Source organism: Paractinoplanes ovalisporus (assembly GCF_016834655.1).
GTDB classification, from domain to species: Bacteria; Actinomycetota; Actinomycetes; order Mycobacteriales; family Micromonosporaceae; genus Actinoplanes; species Actinoplanes ovalisporus.
In genome coordinates this window covers 50,925-66,119 of the sequence record NZ_JAENHP010000021.1, presented here as the reverse complement: position 1 = coordinate 66,119, position 15,195 = coordinate 50,925, and the positions used below count along the sequence as shown (strand labels likewise).

Annotated in this window: 14 protein-coding genes; 6 read left to right on the top strand and 8 right to left on the bottom strand. The window is 70.0% G+C overall.

Translation table 11 applies throughout. The features are described 5' to 3' along the window. Nucleotides 1–7 precede the first annotated feature (7 nt). Entirely contained in the window at nucleotides 8–1,030 is a 1,023-nt protein-coding gene (hrcA, locus tag JIG36_RS40010; protein ID WP_203381680.1) for a heat-inducible transcriptional repressor HrcA, read from the bottom strand. Nucleotides 1,031–1,194: 164 nt separating this feature from the next. Between hrcA and JIG36_RS40005 the strand changes: the two genes are divergently transcribed. After that, nucleotides 1,195–1,794 carry a DUF4870 domain-containing protein gene (locus tag JIG36_RS40005; protein WP_203381679.1) on the top strand — a complete coding sequence of 200 codons (600 nt, stop codon included), beginning with the start codon at nucleotides 1,195–1,197 and terminating at the stop codon, nucleotides 1,792–1,794. Between the two features lie 33 nt (nucleotides 1,795–1,827). Here JIG36_RS40005 and hemW read toward each other — a convergent pair whose 3' ends face one another. Continuing rightward, nucleotides 1,828–3,030, bottom strand: a complete 1,203-nt coding sequence (hemW, locus tag JIG36_RS40000; RefSeq protein WP_203381678.1) for a radical SAM family heme chaperone HemW — start codon at nucleotides 3,028–3,030, stop codon at nucleotides 1,828–1,830. A gap of 36 nt (nucleotides 3,031–3,066) precedes the next feature. Between hemW and JIG36_RS39995 the strand changes: the two genes are divergently transcribed. The 3 genes from JIG36_RS39995 (at nucleotide 3,067) to JIG36_RS39985 (ending at nucleotide 6,594) form a co-directional block, all read left to right on the top strand. Then, nucleotides 3,067–3,828 (top strand): enoyl-CoA hydratase-related protein, encoded by a 762-nt coding sequence (locus JIG36_RS39995; RefSeq protein WP_203381677.1) that lies wholly within the window; start codon nucleotides 3,067–3,069, stop codon nucleotides 3,826–3,828. 59 nt (nucleotides 3,829–3,887) lie between these two features. Beyond that, the gene (locus JIG36_RS39990) at nucleotides 3,888–4,754 is read left to right on the top strand and encodes a hypothetical protein (RefSeq protein ID WP_203381676.1); all 867 of its coding nucleotides are present in this window, start codon (nucleotides 3,888–3,890) and stop codon (nucleotides 4,752–4,754) included. Nucleotides 4,755–4,893: 139 nt separating this feature from the next. Next, nucleotides 4,894–6,594, top strand: a complete 1,701-nt coding sequence (locus JIG36_RS39985; protein WP_203381675.1) for a PAS domain-containing protein — start codon at nucleotides 4,894–4,896, stop codon at nucleotides 6,592–6,594. Nucleotides 6,595–7,516: 922 nt separating this feature from the next. Here JIG36_RS39985 and JIG36_RS39980 read toward each other — a convergent pair. The 4 genes from JIG36_RS39980 to JIG36_RS39965 form a co-directional block, all read right to left on the bottom strand. Next, complete coding sequence (locus tag JIG36_RS39980) at nucleotides 7,517–7,792, bottom strand: GlsB/YeaQ/YmgE family stress response membrane protein (RefSeq protein ID WP_202992677.1); 276 nt, start codon at nucleotides 7,790–7,792, stop codon at nucleotides 7,517–7,519. 81 nt (nucleotides 7,793–7,873) lie between these two features. Further along, nucleotides 7,874–9,754 (bottom strand): translation elongation factor 4, encoded by a 1,881-nt coding sequence (gene lepA, locus JIG36_RS39975; protein WP_203381674.1) that lies wholly within the window; start codon nucleotides 9,752–9,754, stop codon nucleotides 7,874–7,876. Between the two features lie 381 nt (nucleotides 9,755–10,135). Further along, the gene (locus JIG36_RS39970; protein WP_203381673.1) at nucleotides 10,136–11,065 is read right to left on the bottom strand and encodes an MOSC domain-containing protein; all 930 of its coding nucleotides are present in this window, start codon (nucleotides 11,063–11,065) and stop codon (nucleotides 10,136–10,138) included. A 179-nt stretch (nucleotides 11,066–11,244) separates the two neighbouring features. Beyond that, on the bottom strand, nucleotides 11,245–11,778 hold the full coding sequence (locus JIG36_RS39965) for a DUF4240 domain-containing protein (protein WP_203381672.1): 534 nt from the start codon (nucleotides 11,776–11,778) through the stop codon (nucleotides 11,245–11,247). 54 nt (nucleotides 11,779–11,832) lie between these two features. Here JIG36_RS39965 and JIG36_RS39960 point away from each other — a divergent pair, with 54 nt between their 5' ends. After that, nucleotides 11,833–12,801, top strand: coding sequence for a phosphotransferase family protein (locus tag JIG36_RS39960; RefSeq protein ID WP_203381671.1), 969 nt, complete (start codon nucleotides 11,833–11,835; stop codon nucleotides 12,799–12,801). A 139-nt stretch (nucleotides 12,802–12,940) separates the two neighbouring features. Next, nucleotides 12,941–13,207 (top strand): 30S ribosomal protein S20, encoded by a 267-nt coding sequence (gene rpsT, locus JIG36_RS39955; RefSeq protein WP_203381670.1) that lies wholly within the window; start codon nucleotides 12,941–12,943, stop codon nucleotides 13,205–13,207. A gap of 473 nt (nucleotides 13,208–13,680) precedes the next feature. On the opposite strand, the gene JIG36_RS52750 is transcribed toward rpsT, so the two are convergent. Both JIG36_RS52750 and holA read right to left on the bottom strand, forming a co-directional pair. Next, nucleotides 13,681–14,145, bottom strand: a complete 465-nt coding sequence (locus JIG36_RS52750; RefSeq protein ID WP_236049162.1) for a hypothetical protein — start codon at nucleotides 14,143–14,145, stop codon at nucleotides 13,681–13,683. After that, entirely contained in the window at nucleotides 14,142–15,125 is a 984-nt protein-coding gene (holA, locus tag JIG36_RS39945; RefSeq protein ID WP_203381669.1) for a DNA polymerase III subunit delta, read from the bottom strand. Before holA ends, JIG36_RS52750 begins: the two co-directional genes overlap by 4 nt. Nucleotides 15,126–15,195: the final 70 nt, after the last annotated feature.

Here is a 15,195-nt window from a genome sequence, read left to right as displayed (position 1 = left end):
ATCCTCGTCAGTTTTGTGCTAGAAGGTCGCCCACGTAGCGTGCCACCGCGCGCACGGTCGCGATGGTGCCGGGGTAATCCATCCGGGTGGGACCGAGCACACCGAGCCCACCGACGATCGTCACCCCGGGGCCATAACCTGTGCTGACCACGGATGCCGACCGCAGGTTGTCGATCTTGTTCTCGTCGCCGATCCGGACCCGGGTGGTGCTCGGTTCCAGATCGCCGATCAACTTCAGCAGGATGACCTCTTCCTCGAGGGCCTCGAGGACGGGGCGCAACGTGCCTTGGAAGTCCAGCACGCCCCCACGAGTCAGGTTAGCCGTGCCCGCCAAGGCGAGGCGTTCCTCACTGCGCTCGACGAGCGTCTCGAGCAGCACCGTGGCCAGGCAAGCCATGGTGGCGCGGCGGTCGGGCGAGCAGTCGTCGACCAGGCCCTGCACCAGCGGCGGGGTGTCGGCGAGCTTCTGACCGGCCAGTTTCTCGTTCACGCGGCGGCGCAGGTCGGTGACGTCGTCGGCCGGGACGGGCCCGGGCAGTTCGACCAGGCGCTGCTCGACGCGGCCGGTGTCGGCGATCATCACGAGCATGAGCCGGGTGGTCGAGATGGGGACAAGTTCCAGATGGCGCACGCTCGAGCGGGCCAGTGACGGATATTGCACGACGGCGACCTGGCGGGTCAGCTGGGCGAGCAGCCGGACCGTGCGGTGCACGACGTCGTCGAGGTCGACCGCGCCGATCAGGAAGCGCTCGATGGCGCGGCGCTCGGCCGGGCTGAGCGGCTTGACCTTGGAGAGGCGGTCGACGAACAGGCGGTAGCCGGCGTCGGTGGGCACACGACCGGCGCTGGTGTGCGGCTGCCGGATGTAGCCCTCCTCCTCCAGCACCGCCATGTCGTTACGCACGGTAGCGGGAGAGACGCCGAGCTGGTGGCGCTCGACGAGGGACTTGGAACCGACCGGCTCCTGCGTCTCGACGTAGTCCTCGACGATGGCCCGCAGCACTTCGAGCTTGCGGTCATCCAGACTCATATGACCCCTCCCTCGGTGAACGGAACGACTGGCACTCGCGCGGACAGAGTGCCAGTCTACGTCGCCGCCGACCCGAGCGCGATGATCGAGTGCTCTGTCTATTCCGCGACTCGATCAGCATGTCGCTCTCGACCGCATTGAACTGCGGCTCTACGGTGTCAGCCATGACTGAACCACCTCGCCCGCCCGGTGAAGGTAACCCGCACGACCCCACCGCGCCGTTCAACCCTTATGCGGCTAACGACCCGATCTCGGGTTCGACACCGCCTCCGCCGCCTCCTTATGGGGCGCCGTCGTCAGGCAGCCCGTACGGCGCGCCGTCGTCCGGCGGCCCCGGCTACGGCGCGCCGCCGCCGGGATACGGCAACCCGCCGCCGCAGTACGGCTATCAGCAGCAGCCCGGCGGTTACGGTCCCGGCCCCAACCAGGACGACAAGACCTGGATCATGATCGCCCACTTCGGCGGCGCGCTCGGCGCCCTCGTCGGCGGCGGCCTGTCCGGCTGGATCGTGCCGCTGATCGCCATGCTGGCCAAGGGCAACCAGTCCCCGGCCGTGCGGGCCGAGGCGGTCAAGGCGCTGAACTTCCAGATCGTGTGGTCGGTCGTCACGCTGATCGGCTGGGCCACCGCCTGCGCCGTCATCGGCTTCGTGATCATCCCGATCGCCGCGCTGATCGCCATCATCTTCGGCGTCATCGCCGGCGTGAAGGCCAGCAACAACGAGCCGTACAACTACCCGCTGACCATCAACCTCATCAAGTAGTCCGCGACTGCGCCGGGTACGGGGCCCGGCGCGTCACACCACGTCCCTGATCACGGCGTCGGCCAGCAGACGGCCGCGCAGGGTCAAGGTCAAGATCCCGTCCTCGTACGCGTGCGGGTCGAGCAGCCCGTTCGCGAGTGCCTGCTTGGCGCCGACCTGGTCGACCCGGTCGAGCGCGATGCCCTCGCGCAGCCGCACGCGCAGCATCACGTCCTCGACGTGGCGGTCTTCCGCACTGAGCAGCTCGCGACCCTGGCCGGGCGAGACACCTTCCAAGAGCTTTCCCGCGTACGTAGCAGGGTGCTTGACGTTCCACCAGCGCACCCCGCCGACGTGGCTGTGTGCGCCCGGCCCGAGCCCCCACCAGTCGGCGCCGGTCCAATAGAGCAGGTTGTGCCGGCAACGGGCCTCGTCGCTCGTGGCCCAGTTGGAGACCTCGTACCACCCGAAGCCGGCCTCGCTGAGCGCGGCCTCGGCGGCGAGATAGCGGTCGGCGGCCACGTCGTCGGACGGGTACGGGATCTCCCCGCGCCGCATCCGGCCCGCCATCCGGGTGCCGTCCTCGACGATCAGGGCGTATGCGCTGACGTGGTCGACGCCCGAGTCGACCACCGCCCGCAGCGACCGGGCGAAGTCGTCGGCCGTCTCACCAGGCGTGCCGTAGATCAGGTCGAGGTTGACGTGCTCGAAGCCGGCCTCGCGGGCCTCCCGGGCCGCCTGCGGGGCACGACCCGCGGTGTGTTTGCGGTCGAGGATCCGCAGGACACCGGGCGCGGCCGACTGCATGCCGAGCGAGATCCGGTTGAAGCCGTGCCCGCGGAGGCGGCGCAGGTATTCCGGGTCGACCGACTCGGGGTTGGCCTCGGTCGTGACCTCGGCCCCGGGCGCCAGGCCCCAGGCGTCGTCGATGCCGGCCAGGATGCGCCCGAGGTCGTCCGCCGCGAGCAGGGTCGGCGTGCCGCCGCCGAAGAACACCGTGTCGACTTTCGGCGGTTTGATCACGTTTGTCACGAGTTTGAGCTCCTGCAGCACGGTGTCGGCGTACGTCTCGCGCGACGCGCCGCCGCCCAGCTCGCTGGACGTGTACGTGTTGAAGTCGCAGTAGCCGCACCGGCTCGCGCAGAACGGCACGTGGACGTACACCGCGAATCCGTTTTTTCCGACAGCCGCCGTCGCCGCGGGAGGGAGGGACCCGTCGAGCGGGACGGGTTCACCATCGGGAAGAGCGCCGGCCATCCGTCAAGTGTGCACGCTCCCGGTTAGGGTTCCGCCATGGCTCTGGTCCGTACCGTCACCGACGCCGGGGTGACCACCATGACCCTGGACTCCCCCGCGAACCGCAACGCCCTGTCCACTCCCCTGATGCGTGAGCTGCTCGACGCGCTCACCGAGGCGCTGACCGAATCCTCCGTACGGGCGGTGGTGCTCTCGCACACCGGGCCGGTCTTCTGCTCGGGCGCCGACCTGAAGGAGACCGCCGAGGCCCGCGCGAACGGCCGGGTCCCGGCCGAGATGATCGCCGACGTGCTGGCCGCGCTCTGGGAGTTCCCCAAGCCGGTCGTGGCCCGGATCGCCGGCCCGGCCCGCGCGGGCGGTCTCGGCCTGATCGCGGCGGCCGACATAGCCGTCTGCGCGCGCGAGGCGACCTTCGCGTTCTCCGAGGTGCGCCTGGGCGTGATCCCGGCCGTGATCAGCGCGACCGTGCTGCCCCGCCTGGCCCCGCGCGCGGCCGCCGAGCTCTACCTCACCGGCGACGTCTTCGACGGCAGCCGGGCAGCCGAGATCGGCCTGGTCAGCGCCGCGGTGGAGGCGGACGACCTGGACGACGCCGTACGTCGTTACTGCGACAGCCTGGTGCGGGGCGGCCCGCTCGCGCTCGCCGGGGCCAAACAGCTTCTCCGCCGTACGCCGATCCGCGCCGAACTGGACGAGCTGAGCTCGCGGTCGGCCGGCTACTTCCGTTCGGCCGAGGGCCAGGAAGGAATGGCCGCCCTTCGCGCGAAACGGCCCGCGAACTGGGTCCCGCAAGGGTGACGCTATCCGGGTGACCTCGTTGTCTACTCTTGTCGCCTGAACGAACAACGGACCGGGGAGTGCGGGTGCGGAAAAAACCGATCGTGGCGGCGCTCGCGATTGTCGCGCTCGTCGGTGCGCTCGGTGTGTTCGTCGTCGTCCGCACGTTCTCCGGTGGCCTCAAGCTGCCCACCATCGGCCCGGAGTGCACCGTCCGGGCCGACGGTGAGGTCACCCTCGACTACGTCCAGATGGCCAACGCGGCGACGATCACCGCCGTGGGCCTGCGCAAGGGCATGCCCGAGCGGGCGGTGGTGATCGCCCTGGCCACCGCCTTCCAGGAATCCAAGCTCGAGAACCTCGACGACGGCGACCGCGACTCGGTCGGCCTCTTCCAGCAGCGGCCCAGCCAGGGCTGGGGAACGATCGAGCAGATCAAGGACCCGCGCTACGCGGCCGACAAGTTCTACTCGTCGCTCAAGAAGGTCAAGGGCTACCAGAAGATGCGGGTCACCGACGCCGCGCAGAAGGTGCAGCGGTCGGCCTACCCCAATGCGTACGAGAAATGGGCCGACGAGTCCGCCGTGCTGGCGCGGGCCCTCACCGGTCGCGCGACCTCGGCCGTGGAATGCAGCGTGAGCGGCTCACCGGTGCTGCGCGGCACGGCGGCGGCCGCGGCGCTCATCCAGAGCCTGCGTCTCGACTGGGGCAAGGGCCTGCCCGAGTCGGCGACCGCCAAACAGGACGGCGGGCTCACTGTCAAGGTCAGTAACGCCAGCTCCGGATGGCGATACGCCCACTGGTTGGTGGCTCATGCGTCAGCAACCGGCCTCGAACGGGTACGTTTCGGCGACCGCGAATGGCACGCGCCCGACGGCCGATGGCAGGCGGTGACCGCGGACGGTGGCGCGGTCACCGACCGGGTCGTTGCCGAAGTGTTCAGCTGACTTCCCGTTTCGGCCCTTGTCCGAAACTTCCGGCGCCGTCATCGGTTACCGGCAGTGATGACGAACGATTCGAGTACGCGGTTGCGTAGCGTATACACCGACATGGACAGACAGCTACTGCCCTGGTACGAAGTAACACGTGTCGAGGGCGATCGAATGGATTCTCCTGGGTGCCGGCAGCTGCACGGCGATCATTGTGGGCCTGCGATGGCACCGCCCGGCCCGGATCATGCCGTGGCTGCTGCTCGCGGGCGCGATCGGTGTGCTGGCCATCGGAGACGTTTTTTATGCATTTGACGAGATGGCGGTCGCGACCGGCTTCTACCTGGCGATGTTCGTGCTGGTGGCGGGGGCGTTGCTCCAGTTCACCCAGGGCGGTTCGGTGGTGGTCGACCGGGCCCGGCTGATCGACCTGCTCGCGTTCGCCTGCGCCGCCCTGCTCGTGGTGTGGGTCTTCGTGATCGGCGACAACGGCGCGATGGGCGAGATCCCGGCATCCGACGTGATCGGGTCGTTGCTGCTCATCGCGGTGGCGGTGCGGCTCAACCTGGCGGCCCCGCGCAACGCCTCGGCGATGCTGCTGCTGGCCGGTTCCGTCGGGTTGCTGTGCAGTGACGTGCTGTACCCGCTGTTCCCCGGTGAGGCCGCCGAATCCGGTTACCGTGTGCTCTACGTGACCTGGGGCCTGGCCGCGCTGCACCCGTCGATGGTGCGCCTGACCCAGCCCATGACCCCCCGCACACCCCACTGGCAGGGCCGCTGGGCGGCACTGCTCGGCGCCTCGGTGGCCACCCCGCCGGTCGTGCTGCTGGTCGAGTCGTTGCAGGGCGACGTGCGCGACGGCCTCCCGATCGCCATCGCCGGGGCCATCACGCTGACGCTGACGATCACCCGCCTGGCCGACTCGGTCACCCTCAACAGCCAGGCCCTGGCCCGCGAGCGGGGTCTGCGCGGCGCCAGCGCCGACCTGGTCTCGGCGGCCGACCTCCCCGCGGTCGACGAGGCGGTGCGCAGCGCCGTGGCCGCCCTGATCCCCGGTGACGCCGTACGCCGGGTGGTCTTCGCCCCCGACGACCGCCAGCTGGCCGCCGAGGAGCTTCCGGACGCCCCCGCGGGCCGCCGCCCCCGCAGCTGGTGGGTGGACGTTCCCGCCCCCACTCCGCCCGCGGCTTCGCCCAGTTTCCTGAAGCGTCTCACCAGCGACCGGGAGAGCGACGGCGAGGAGACGACGCTCGTCTGCCCGCTCTGGCTGGAACCCCTGGCCGTGGCCCGGCCCAGCGGCGGCGCACTCGTGCTGACCGGCCGCCGCGACGCGCTCACCGCCGCCCACGACGCGCTCGAGGTGCTGGCCGGGCAGGCCGCGCTCGCCCTCGACCGGATCAGCCTGGTCGAGGCCGTGGGCCGCCGCGACAGCGACCTCTACCTGCGCGCCGTCATCAGCAACACCGCCGACCTGATGCTGGTGCTCGACGAGGACCAGCGCATCCGCTACGCCAGTCCGGCCCTGCACGACCTGCTGGGCGACGACAAGCTCTCACCCCTGGCCACCCTGGAAGACCTCGTCCACCCCGACGACCGCGGCCAGATCCGCCGCGCGTTCACCACCGGCGGCGACGGCACGATGTTCTGCGCGCTGCGCCGCCCCGACCACAGTCAGGCCCTGGTCGAGGCCACCTACCGCGACCTGCGGGCCGACCGCCTGGTCCAGGGCTTCGTGGTGACGATGCGCAACGTGACCGACGCCGGCGACCCGGTCGACCGTCTCCCCCACCGCGACCAGCTCGACGAGCTGCCGGCGTGGATCAACCGGCGGAGCGCCCAGCACAAGTTCCGCTACTGAGCCACGCCGCAGCGTTCCTGAACGTCACTGATGCCGTCCAGGCGCGTGCGATCAGGTGCCGGCGATGCAGGCAGCCGCGGCACAAGCCAGGCGGTTCCGTCACGGAACCGCCTGGGCAACGGCCACCAGGCAGGGCCGGCACAGGTCTGGTCGTCCCAGGCGCGCACCCGCTCCCTGGGTCAGGGGCTAAGTCACGCCCCGGGACCGACAAGAAATCGCGTTGTCCACAGGCCCATGGGGAAGTTGGCCGTGCCGATCTGGGCCTGCGCCGATCCGGGTCTCGGGCCTACGCCGACGCGGGGCCGACCGCGACAATGCGGGCTTATGTCGATATTGCGCCGCTTCGACGTGCTCTGCGGACCAGAAGCCTGCGGCTCGGCGACTTCGCGGGCGGCGGCGATCTCACCGGGCTCACCGAGGAATGCACCGACCGAGCCCTCAACGCGGGTTCACGTCGACATCGCGCCGCTTCGACGTGCTCTGTGGACCAGGCGGCCCGGTTCGAGACCGGGCCACTGGCGAAATGCCGGCCAGGTCGGGTCGGCACACCAGCCCGGGCCGGGCTACTGCCGCGGCCGATCGGTGGGCGGCCGGCCGGAACGCTGGTGTGGGCGGGTGACGTCGGCCACCCCGACCGGGTTTTGCCGTTGGGCGCAACCACTCACTCACGTCGCCGTGGTGGGTTTCGCGTTCTGGACGCGCAGCGGCCAGCGAAAGCCGCCGCGGCCCTCGGCGTGAGCAGCGGTCTGTACCACCCACCCCGCTACGACATCGGCATTTGACCCTTGAATGTGGTCCTTCGGAATTGCTCCCGGAGACGACGAAGCATTGCTCCCGGAGACGACGAAGCGCCGGACCGAAATCGGCCCGGCGCTTCGCGAGTGAATCAGTCAATCAGTCGGCGATCCGTGATCGCCTGCCGTCAGCGGTGGATGCGACGACGACCGCCGTAACCGGCGACCAGAGCCACACCGATCGCGGCCAGCACGACCTGGAACAGGATCTCGATCCAGTCGACACCGGCGGTGTCAGCGACACCGGTCGCGCGGGCCAGCACCGTGCCCAGCAGGGCGGCGACGACACCGATGACCAGGGTCAGCCAGATCGGGATGTTCTGCTTGCCCGGTACGACCAGGCGGCCCAGGGCGCCGATGATGAGACCGACGATGAGGGCGGTGATGATGCCGGTGACAGTCATTGGGGGTTCCTCTCGGGGGCGAAGCATGTGTTGCGTCCGTCGAGCCCCAGAGTTCCCGAGTCACCGAAAACCCAAACCGCCTTATTTTTTGTTTGCTCCCTTGGTGTCCGGAGCGTCAGATGTCGACAGTGCGGCGATGAACGCCTCCTGCGGCACCTCGACGCGGCCGACCATCTTCATCCGCTTCTTGCCCTCTTTCTGCTTCTCGAGCAGCTTGCGCTTACGGCTGATGTCACCGCCGTAGCACTTGGCGAGCACGTCCTTGCGGATGGCGCGGATCGTCTCGCGGGCGATGATGCGGCTGCCGATCGCGGCCTGGATCGGCACCTCGAACTGCTGCCTCGGGATGAGTTTCTGCAGCTTCGAGGCGATGTTGACCCCGTACGAGTAGGCCTTGTCCTTGTGCACGATGGCGCTGAACGCGTCGACCGGCTCGCCGTGCAACAGGATGTCGACCTTGACGAGGTCGGCCACCTGCTCGCCGGAGGGCTCGTAGTCGAGCGACGCGTAACCCTTGGTCTTGCTCTTGAGCTGGTCGAAGAAGTCGAAGATGATCTCGGCGAGGGGCAGCGTGTAGCGCAGTTCGACCCGCTCGGACGAGAGATATTCCATGCCCAGCAGGCTGCCGCGGCGGCTCTGGCAGAGCTCCATGACCGCGCCGACGTACTCGTTGGGCACCAGCACCGTGGCCCGCACGACCGGCTCGTGGATCTCGGCGATCTTGCCTTCGGGGAACTCGCTCGGGTTGGTGACGACCCGCTCGACCGCGTCTTCGGTGTAGACCCGGTAGACCACGTTGGGCGCGGTGGAGATCAGGTCGAGGTTGAACTCCCGCTCCAGCCGCTCGCCGATGATCTCGAGGTGGAGCAGGCCGAGGTAACCGACGCGGAACCCGAAGCCGAGCGCCGCCGACGTCTCGGGCTCGTAGGTCAGCGCGGCGTCGTTGAGCTTGAGCTTGTCGAGTGCGTCACGCAGCGCCGGGTAGTCCGAGCCGTCGATCGGGTAGAGACCCGAGTAGACCATCGGCTTCGGGTCCTTGTAGCCGCCGAGCGCTTCCTTGGCCGGGCGGGCGTTGCCGGTCACGGTGTCACCGACCCGGGACTGACGTACGTCCTTCACACCGGTGATCAGGTAGCCCACCTCGCCGACACCGAGCGCGCCGGCCTTCTCCATCTCGGGCGAGACGACGCCGATCTCGAGCAGCTCGTGCACGGCGCCGGTCGACATCATCTTGATGCGGTCGCGGGCCTCGATGCGGCCGTCGATGACCCGGACGTACGTCACCACGCCGCGATAGACGTCGTAGACCGAGTCGAAAATCATCGCGCGGGCCGGGGCGTCGGCGTCACCGACGGGCGCCTGGAACTGGCGGACGATCTCGTCGAGAAGATGATCGACGCCGACACCGGTCTTGCCGGACACCCGCAGCACGTCGTCGGGCTCGACGCCGATCAGCTTGGCGAGCTCCTCGGCGTACTTCTCGGGCTGCGCCGCCGGTAGGTCGATCTTGTTGAGCACCGGGATGATGTGGAGATCGTTCTCCATCGCCAGATACAGGTTGGCCAGCGTCTGCGCCTCGATGCCCTGCGCGGCGTCGACCAGCAGCACCGCGCCCTCGCAGGCGGCGAGCGACCGGGAGACCTCGTACGTGAAGTCGACGTGCCCCGGGGTGTCGATCATGTTGAGGACCGCGGCCTCGCCCTGCTGGTCGCCCTCGCGCACCACCCAGGGCATGCGGACGGCCTGCGACTTGATCGTGATGCCGCGCTCCCGCTCGATGTCCATGCGGTCGAGGTACTGCGCACGCATCTGACGCGGGTCGACCACACCGGTGATCTGCAGCATGCGGTCGGCCAGCGTCGATTTGCCGTGGTCGATGTGGGCGATGATGCAGAAGTTGCGGATGCGACCGGGGTCGGTGGCACCGATCACGTTCACGCCGGCGTCGAGCGGTCCAGGCACGATCTTCCGTTCTCTTCAGATTGAGATGACACCGGCGAACACGCCGGCGCCATCTATCGTCCCACGCCCGCGACAAAGCCCCACTCACACCCGCACAAGCGCTCCCCAGGCCCGCCCGGATTCGCGCCGCACCACCCCGCGCACGATCCCCGTGACACCCTGAGGGACTTGACGCGCGCCGCCCGCACGCGATCCCCAGCGCCGCCGCCCGGAGTTGCCACACGCCGCCCGCACGCGATTTCCCAGCGGCGCCGCCCGGAGTTGCCACACACCGCCCGCACGCGATTTCCCAGCGGCGCCGCCCGGAGTTGCCGCACGCCGCCCGCACGCGATCCCCCAGCGCCGCCGCACCCCGACCACGCGATTCCCAGCGCTGCTTTTTCAGACCCGTTCGAGCGGCCCGTACGGCGGTGGCGGCATCTCGGCCGTGATCAGGTCACCCGGACGAACCGGCCCACCATGCAGCACGACGGTCATGATGCCGCCCTTGCGGACGAGGTTGCCCTCCTCGTCATAGCCGACCATCTCCTTCAACAGCCCCGGCCGAAGCCCGTTGATCTGCCCGCACGGATTCCGGAGCCCCGCCACCACCAGCGCGGGCCGCGGATCGGCTCCTCGCGCTTCCACGGCCCCGGCTTCGCGCGCCACAGCCGCCCGGACAGCCGCCGCAGCCCGGGCCGTCGGCTCGTCCAGCGTCGCCGCCGTCGCGGCCGCAAGCACCCCGTCGAGCACTCCACTCCCGCTCGCCCCGTCATAACCGGCCAGCCGCCCGTCGCCACCACGCACCCCGGCCACGGAGTCGCCGGCCCCCAACGCGTGGCCGCTCGACGCAGCCCCGGGATCGCCGGCCCCCAGCCTGTGACCGCTCGACGCAGGCGCGGAGTCACCGGCCCCCAACTGGTGGCCGCTCGACGCAGGCGCGGAGTCACCGGCCCCCAACCTGTGACCGCTCGACGCAGGCACGGAGTCACCGGTGGCACGCACGCCGAAGCGCAGGATCGTCCCCACCGGCAGCCCGAGCAGATCGATCCCCCGGGTAGTCACGTTCTCGCCCAGGTTGCCCGCCCGGACCTCGTACCCCTTGGCCCCGACCTCGGTGAACAACTCCTCGTGGATCAGGTGCACCTGCCGCAGGTTCGGCTGGGTCGGATCGGCCCGCACCCGCCCCTGGTGCCGCACGTGCACCCCCGCATGCGAGTCCCCCTCCACCCCGAGCCCCGCCACCAGCACGATCTCGTCGTGCACCGGCTTGGTGAACGAATACACCTCGTTGCGGCTGACCGACGTCACCAGTCCTCGAGCGCTCTCCATGCCCCTGAGTCTCCCGGGCCTCGCCGGTTCCCTCGACCCCGTTTCCCGCCGGCCAAACACGCCCAGGCCGCACAACCCAAGCCGCGCAACCCAAGGCCGCCACCATCACTGCCGGCACCTGAGCCGCCTCGGAGACACGGATCACGCCTCACCCGTGCTGCCTCAGAGAACGGCGCCGATCAGTCGGGCGGGGCCAGGAACAACGCGGACAGCTTGGGCAGACGGCGCTGCATCTCCTCCTCGTTGTCGAAATCCCACAGGTCGGCGGCCTCGGGCCGGGTCACCGGGCGGTCGCCGGCCGGAAACTCCGAGCCCGTGGCCTGTGCATAGGCCTCCGCCGCGATAGACAGCACCTCTTCCGCCTCGAAGACCGCACCGGTGTCGGCCGCGGCCATGATCACGGCCACGTCGGCCAGCGAGTCGGGCGATTTCACCGAGCGGGCCACCGCGTCGCGCCCGTGCGCGATCAGCCAGCCGCGGAAGCTGTCGAAGCCGTCCTCGGAGCAGCCGCCGTTGATCAGATAGGCCGCCGCCCACAGATCCTGCGTGCCGGAGGCGACCATGACCTTGTCGAGATGCCGACCCCAGGCCACGATCTCTTCCGGATCGCGGGTGGCCAGGTCGGCCGCGGCGCGTTTCGCCACGTCGGCGGGCGAGGCGGGCCGTTCGGCGGTCGCCCGGCTGATGACCGCCCAGAAGTCGTCGGTTCTCATGCCGAGGATCCTGCCAGTGGGGTACGACAAAACCCGGGAGGGCAGGATGGGACGGTGCGGTCGATTTCGCTTCCCGAAGTGCCGTACGGCGCTACCGCCGTACGTCCGGAATGGTCCGATCTGCCGGAGAGCCTGCGGCAAGCCGTCGCCGCTCGTCTGGGCGCGCCCGTGGCCGACGTCCGCAGCGCCGGCGGCGGCTTCACCCGGGCCTTCGCCGCGGTCCTCACGACGTCGTCCGGATTGACCGGTTTCGTCAAGGCTGCGCCCCTCAAGGAGCCGACCTCCGACTGGTACGCCCGTGAGGCGTACATCACGTCGCACCTGCCCACGGAGGTGGCCGCACCCCGCCCCCTCTGGACGATGATCGAATCGGACTATTTTGTCCTGTGTCTCGAGGCCGTGAACGGCCACGTACCCGCTCTCCCCTGGTCACCGCCGGAGCTGGAGGCGGCCCTGAACGCCTGGTCGACCGCGGCCGAGGCCCTCGCCACGCCGAGCCGCGACCTGCTCGAGGTCGGCGTGCCGCCGCTGCCCGAGATCCTGCGGGGCGAAATGTCCTGGTGGTCCGAGATAGCGGCAGGCCGCGAGCCCATGCCCCGTACGACTCATGGCACGGTCGCGCCGACCCGGCTGGCTCACCTGGCCCGCCTCGAGCAGGAGCTCCCCGATCTGGCCGCGGGCGACGCGTTCATGCACGGTGACCTGCGGATCGACAACGTCATGATCGATCGCTCGGGCCGCGCCCGCCTCTGCGACTGGACCTGGCCCACCCTGGGCGCACCCTGGTTCGACACGGTGACGCTGCTGGTCACCGCGTTCGCGAGCGGGCTCGACGCCGATGCGTACCTCGCGGACTGGAACGCCCCCACCGAGGGCGTGGACGGCGCCCTGGCCGCGCTGGCCGGATACTGGCTGGTCCGGGCGGACGGCGGGCCCAGCAGCGCGTCGCCGCACAGCCGGCAGCATCAGCGGTTCAGCGGGGAGCAGGCCTTGGCCTGGCTGGCCGACCGCCGCGGATGGTGATTCGGCCTCGTTTTGGCGGCTCGCGGGGGTGCTGGTAGTCTGGTTCATCGCGTGTGGTGAACAGCCCCTGGTGAGAGCCGCGGTGGTGAGCATCCCGCTGAGACCATTTCCGAACACCTAGTCAGGACAAGGCTGTCGCGTGGCGAACATCAAGTCCCAGATCAAGCGCAACCGGCAGAACGAGAAGGCCCGTCTGCGCAACAAGTCGGTCAAGTCGTCGCTGAAGACCGTGATCCGCAAGCTCCACGAGGCGAGCGCGGCCGGCGACACGGAGACCGCGACGACGCTGCTGCGTGACGCCTCTCGTCAGCTGGACAAGGCCGCGAGCAAGGGCGTCATCCACAAGAACCAGGCGGCCAACCGCAAGTCGGCGATCGCCAAGCACGTCGCGTCGCTGTCTGCCTGACCCCAGAGCAGTCCCCAAACCCCGGGCATCGCCGAGCTTCCACAGGCTCGCATCGGTGCCCGGGTTTTGTGCTTCCCGCATGTGAGCGTCAACGCCGGCATCGATCACGGCCATGACCATCACGTGCGGCCTTGTCGAGAGAATCGCACCCCCTTTCCCGTACGGGGGGGGTCAGCCGCGCCCGCCGCACAGCTGCTGGGCTGCACACGAGCGCTGGGCCGTCGCCCGGAACCCGCACCCGGTCGTGCTGCCGTGGGTTATCAGGGCCGCCGTCCACGACCAGCACGAACGCGAGACCCCAACAACCCGACCGACCGGTTCACCAGCACTGAATCAGCCCAGCCGGCCATGTTCAGCAACAGCGCCAAGCATGGCCCGCCACAGAAAGGGCCCATGGCGGCCAGGCCGGACCGCGCTGACGGGCGATCCCCACGCCGCGAACGACACCAACAGCGAGGACCGGCGCCGGAGCGCTATTCGTAGCGGCGCGTCGCGGACTGGCGGAGCCACTGCTGCTGCGCCTCGGCCCGCTCGACCCAGGGCCGCTTGATCGGGGCGCCCTGCTCCCGGCTGACCATCCCCGGCAGGCGGGTCGTCGCCTCGTCGGACGACCGCACCGAACGCTCGGCACCGGCCGTCGGCCGCGCGTGCTCCATCAGCGGCCGCCCGGCCACCGCGACCGCGGGCGGCGGGGTCAGCGCCCCGGCGATCACGTCGTTGAGCTTGACCATGATGGCGACCGTGGCCGGCAGCACGATCACGCCCCACCAGCTCACCAGCTCGGCCAGGGCGAGCAGGATGCCGAGCGCGACCGCCCCTTCGAGGAACACGAAGCAGAGGAACCCGCTGGGCGTCAGGTACTTCAGGCGCAGCATGCGGGCATACAGCGGCCGGTGCCCCACCATCTCGGCCGGCGCGGGCCGGCGGGCCGGGCTCATCGTGCCCCACCCGTGCGGCGGGCGGCGGCCACCGCGAAGACGGCCTGTTCGAGCGCGAACCCACGGTCTTCGGCCCCGCCCTTGACCGCCGCGTTGCATTCGGCGGCCGCACGCATGGCGTCGACCAGTCCCTCGGGTGTCCAGCCCCGGCTGCGTTCCTGGGCGCGCTGGATCTTCCACGCGGGCATGCCGAGCGAGCTGGCCATCTGGTACGGGTTTCCGCGCCCGGCCGAGGCGACCTTCGCCACCGTACGCACCCCGTCCGCGATCGCGTCGGCGATGGGCACCGGGTCGACGCCGACGTGCAGCGCCCACCGCAGCGCCTCGAGCGCCCCCGGCACGTCGCCGATCATGGCCGCGTCGGCCACCGTGAACCCGCTGACCTCGGCCCGGCCCCGGTAGTAACGCGCGACGACCGCCTCGGTGATCTTGCCGTCGGTGTCGGCGAGCAGCTGTGAACAGGCGGCGGCGATCTCCCGCAGGTCGTTCCCGACCGAGGCGAGCAGCGCGGAAGCGGCCGCTTCGTCGCACTTGCCGCCGTTGCGCCGGAACTCGTCACGCACGAACGCGATCCGCTCGCGGTCGCCCTTGAGCTTCGCGGCGGGCACGACGGTGGCGCCGGCCGAGCGCAATCCGTCGGCCAGGGCCTTGCCCTTGGCCCCGCCCAGGTGCGTGACGATCAGCGTGACGTCGGGGTCGGGGTTCTTCGCATAGGCCAACAGGGCCGTGATCAGGTCTTTCTTGGCATCCTGCCCACTGCGGAGCACCAGAACGCGCCGCCCGCCGAAAAGTGACGGGCTCAGCATCTCGGCGACTTCGCCGGCCGTGAGCACGCCCCCCTCGTATTCCCGGACGTCGGCCCCGGGATCCGCGGCCCGCGCGTCGTCGACGGCGGCCGTGACCGCGCGTGCGGCGAGCAGCTCCTCATCGCCTTGGACGAGCAGCAACGGGGCGGGAGGCGCGGTGTTCACGCCCAACATCGTTGCACGAAGGGCTGACGTTTCCGCGAGGCTCACTCCTTAGCGCAGACTTGTGGATCAGGGAATGCGA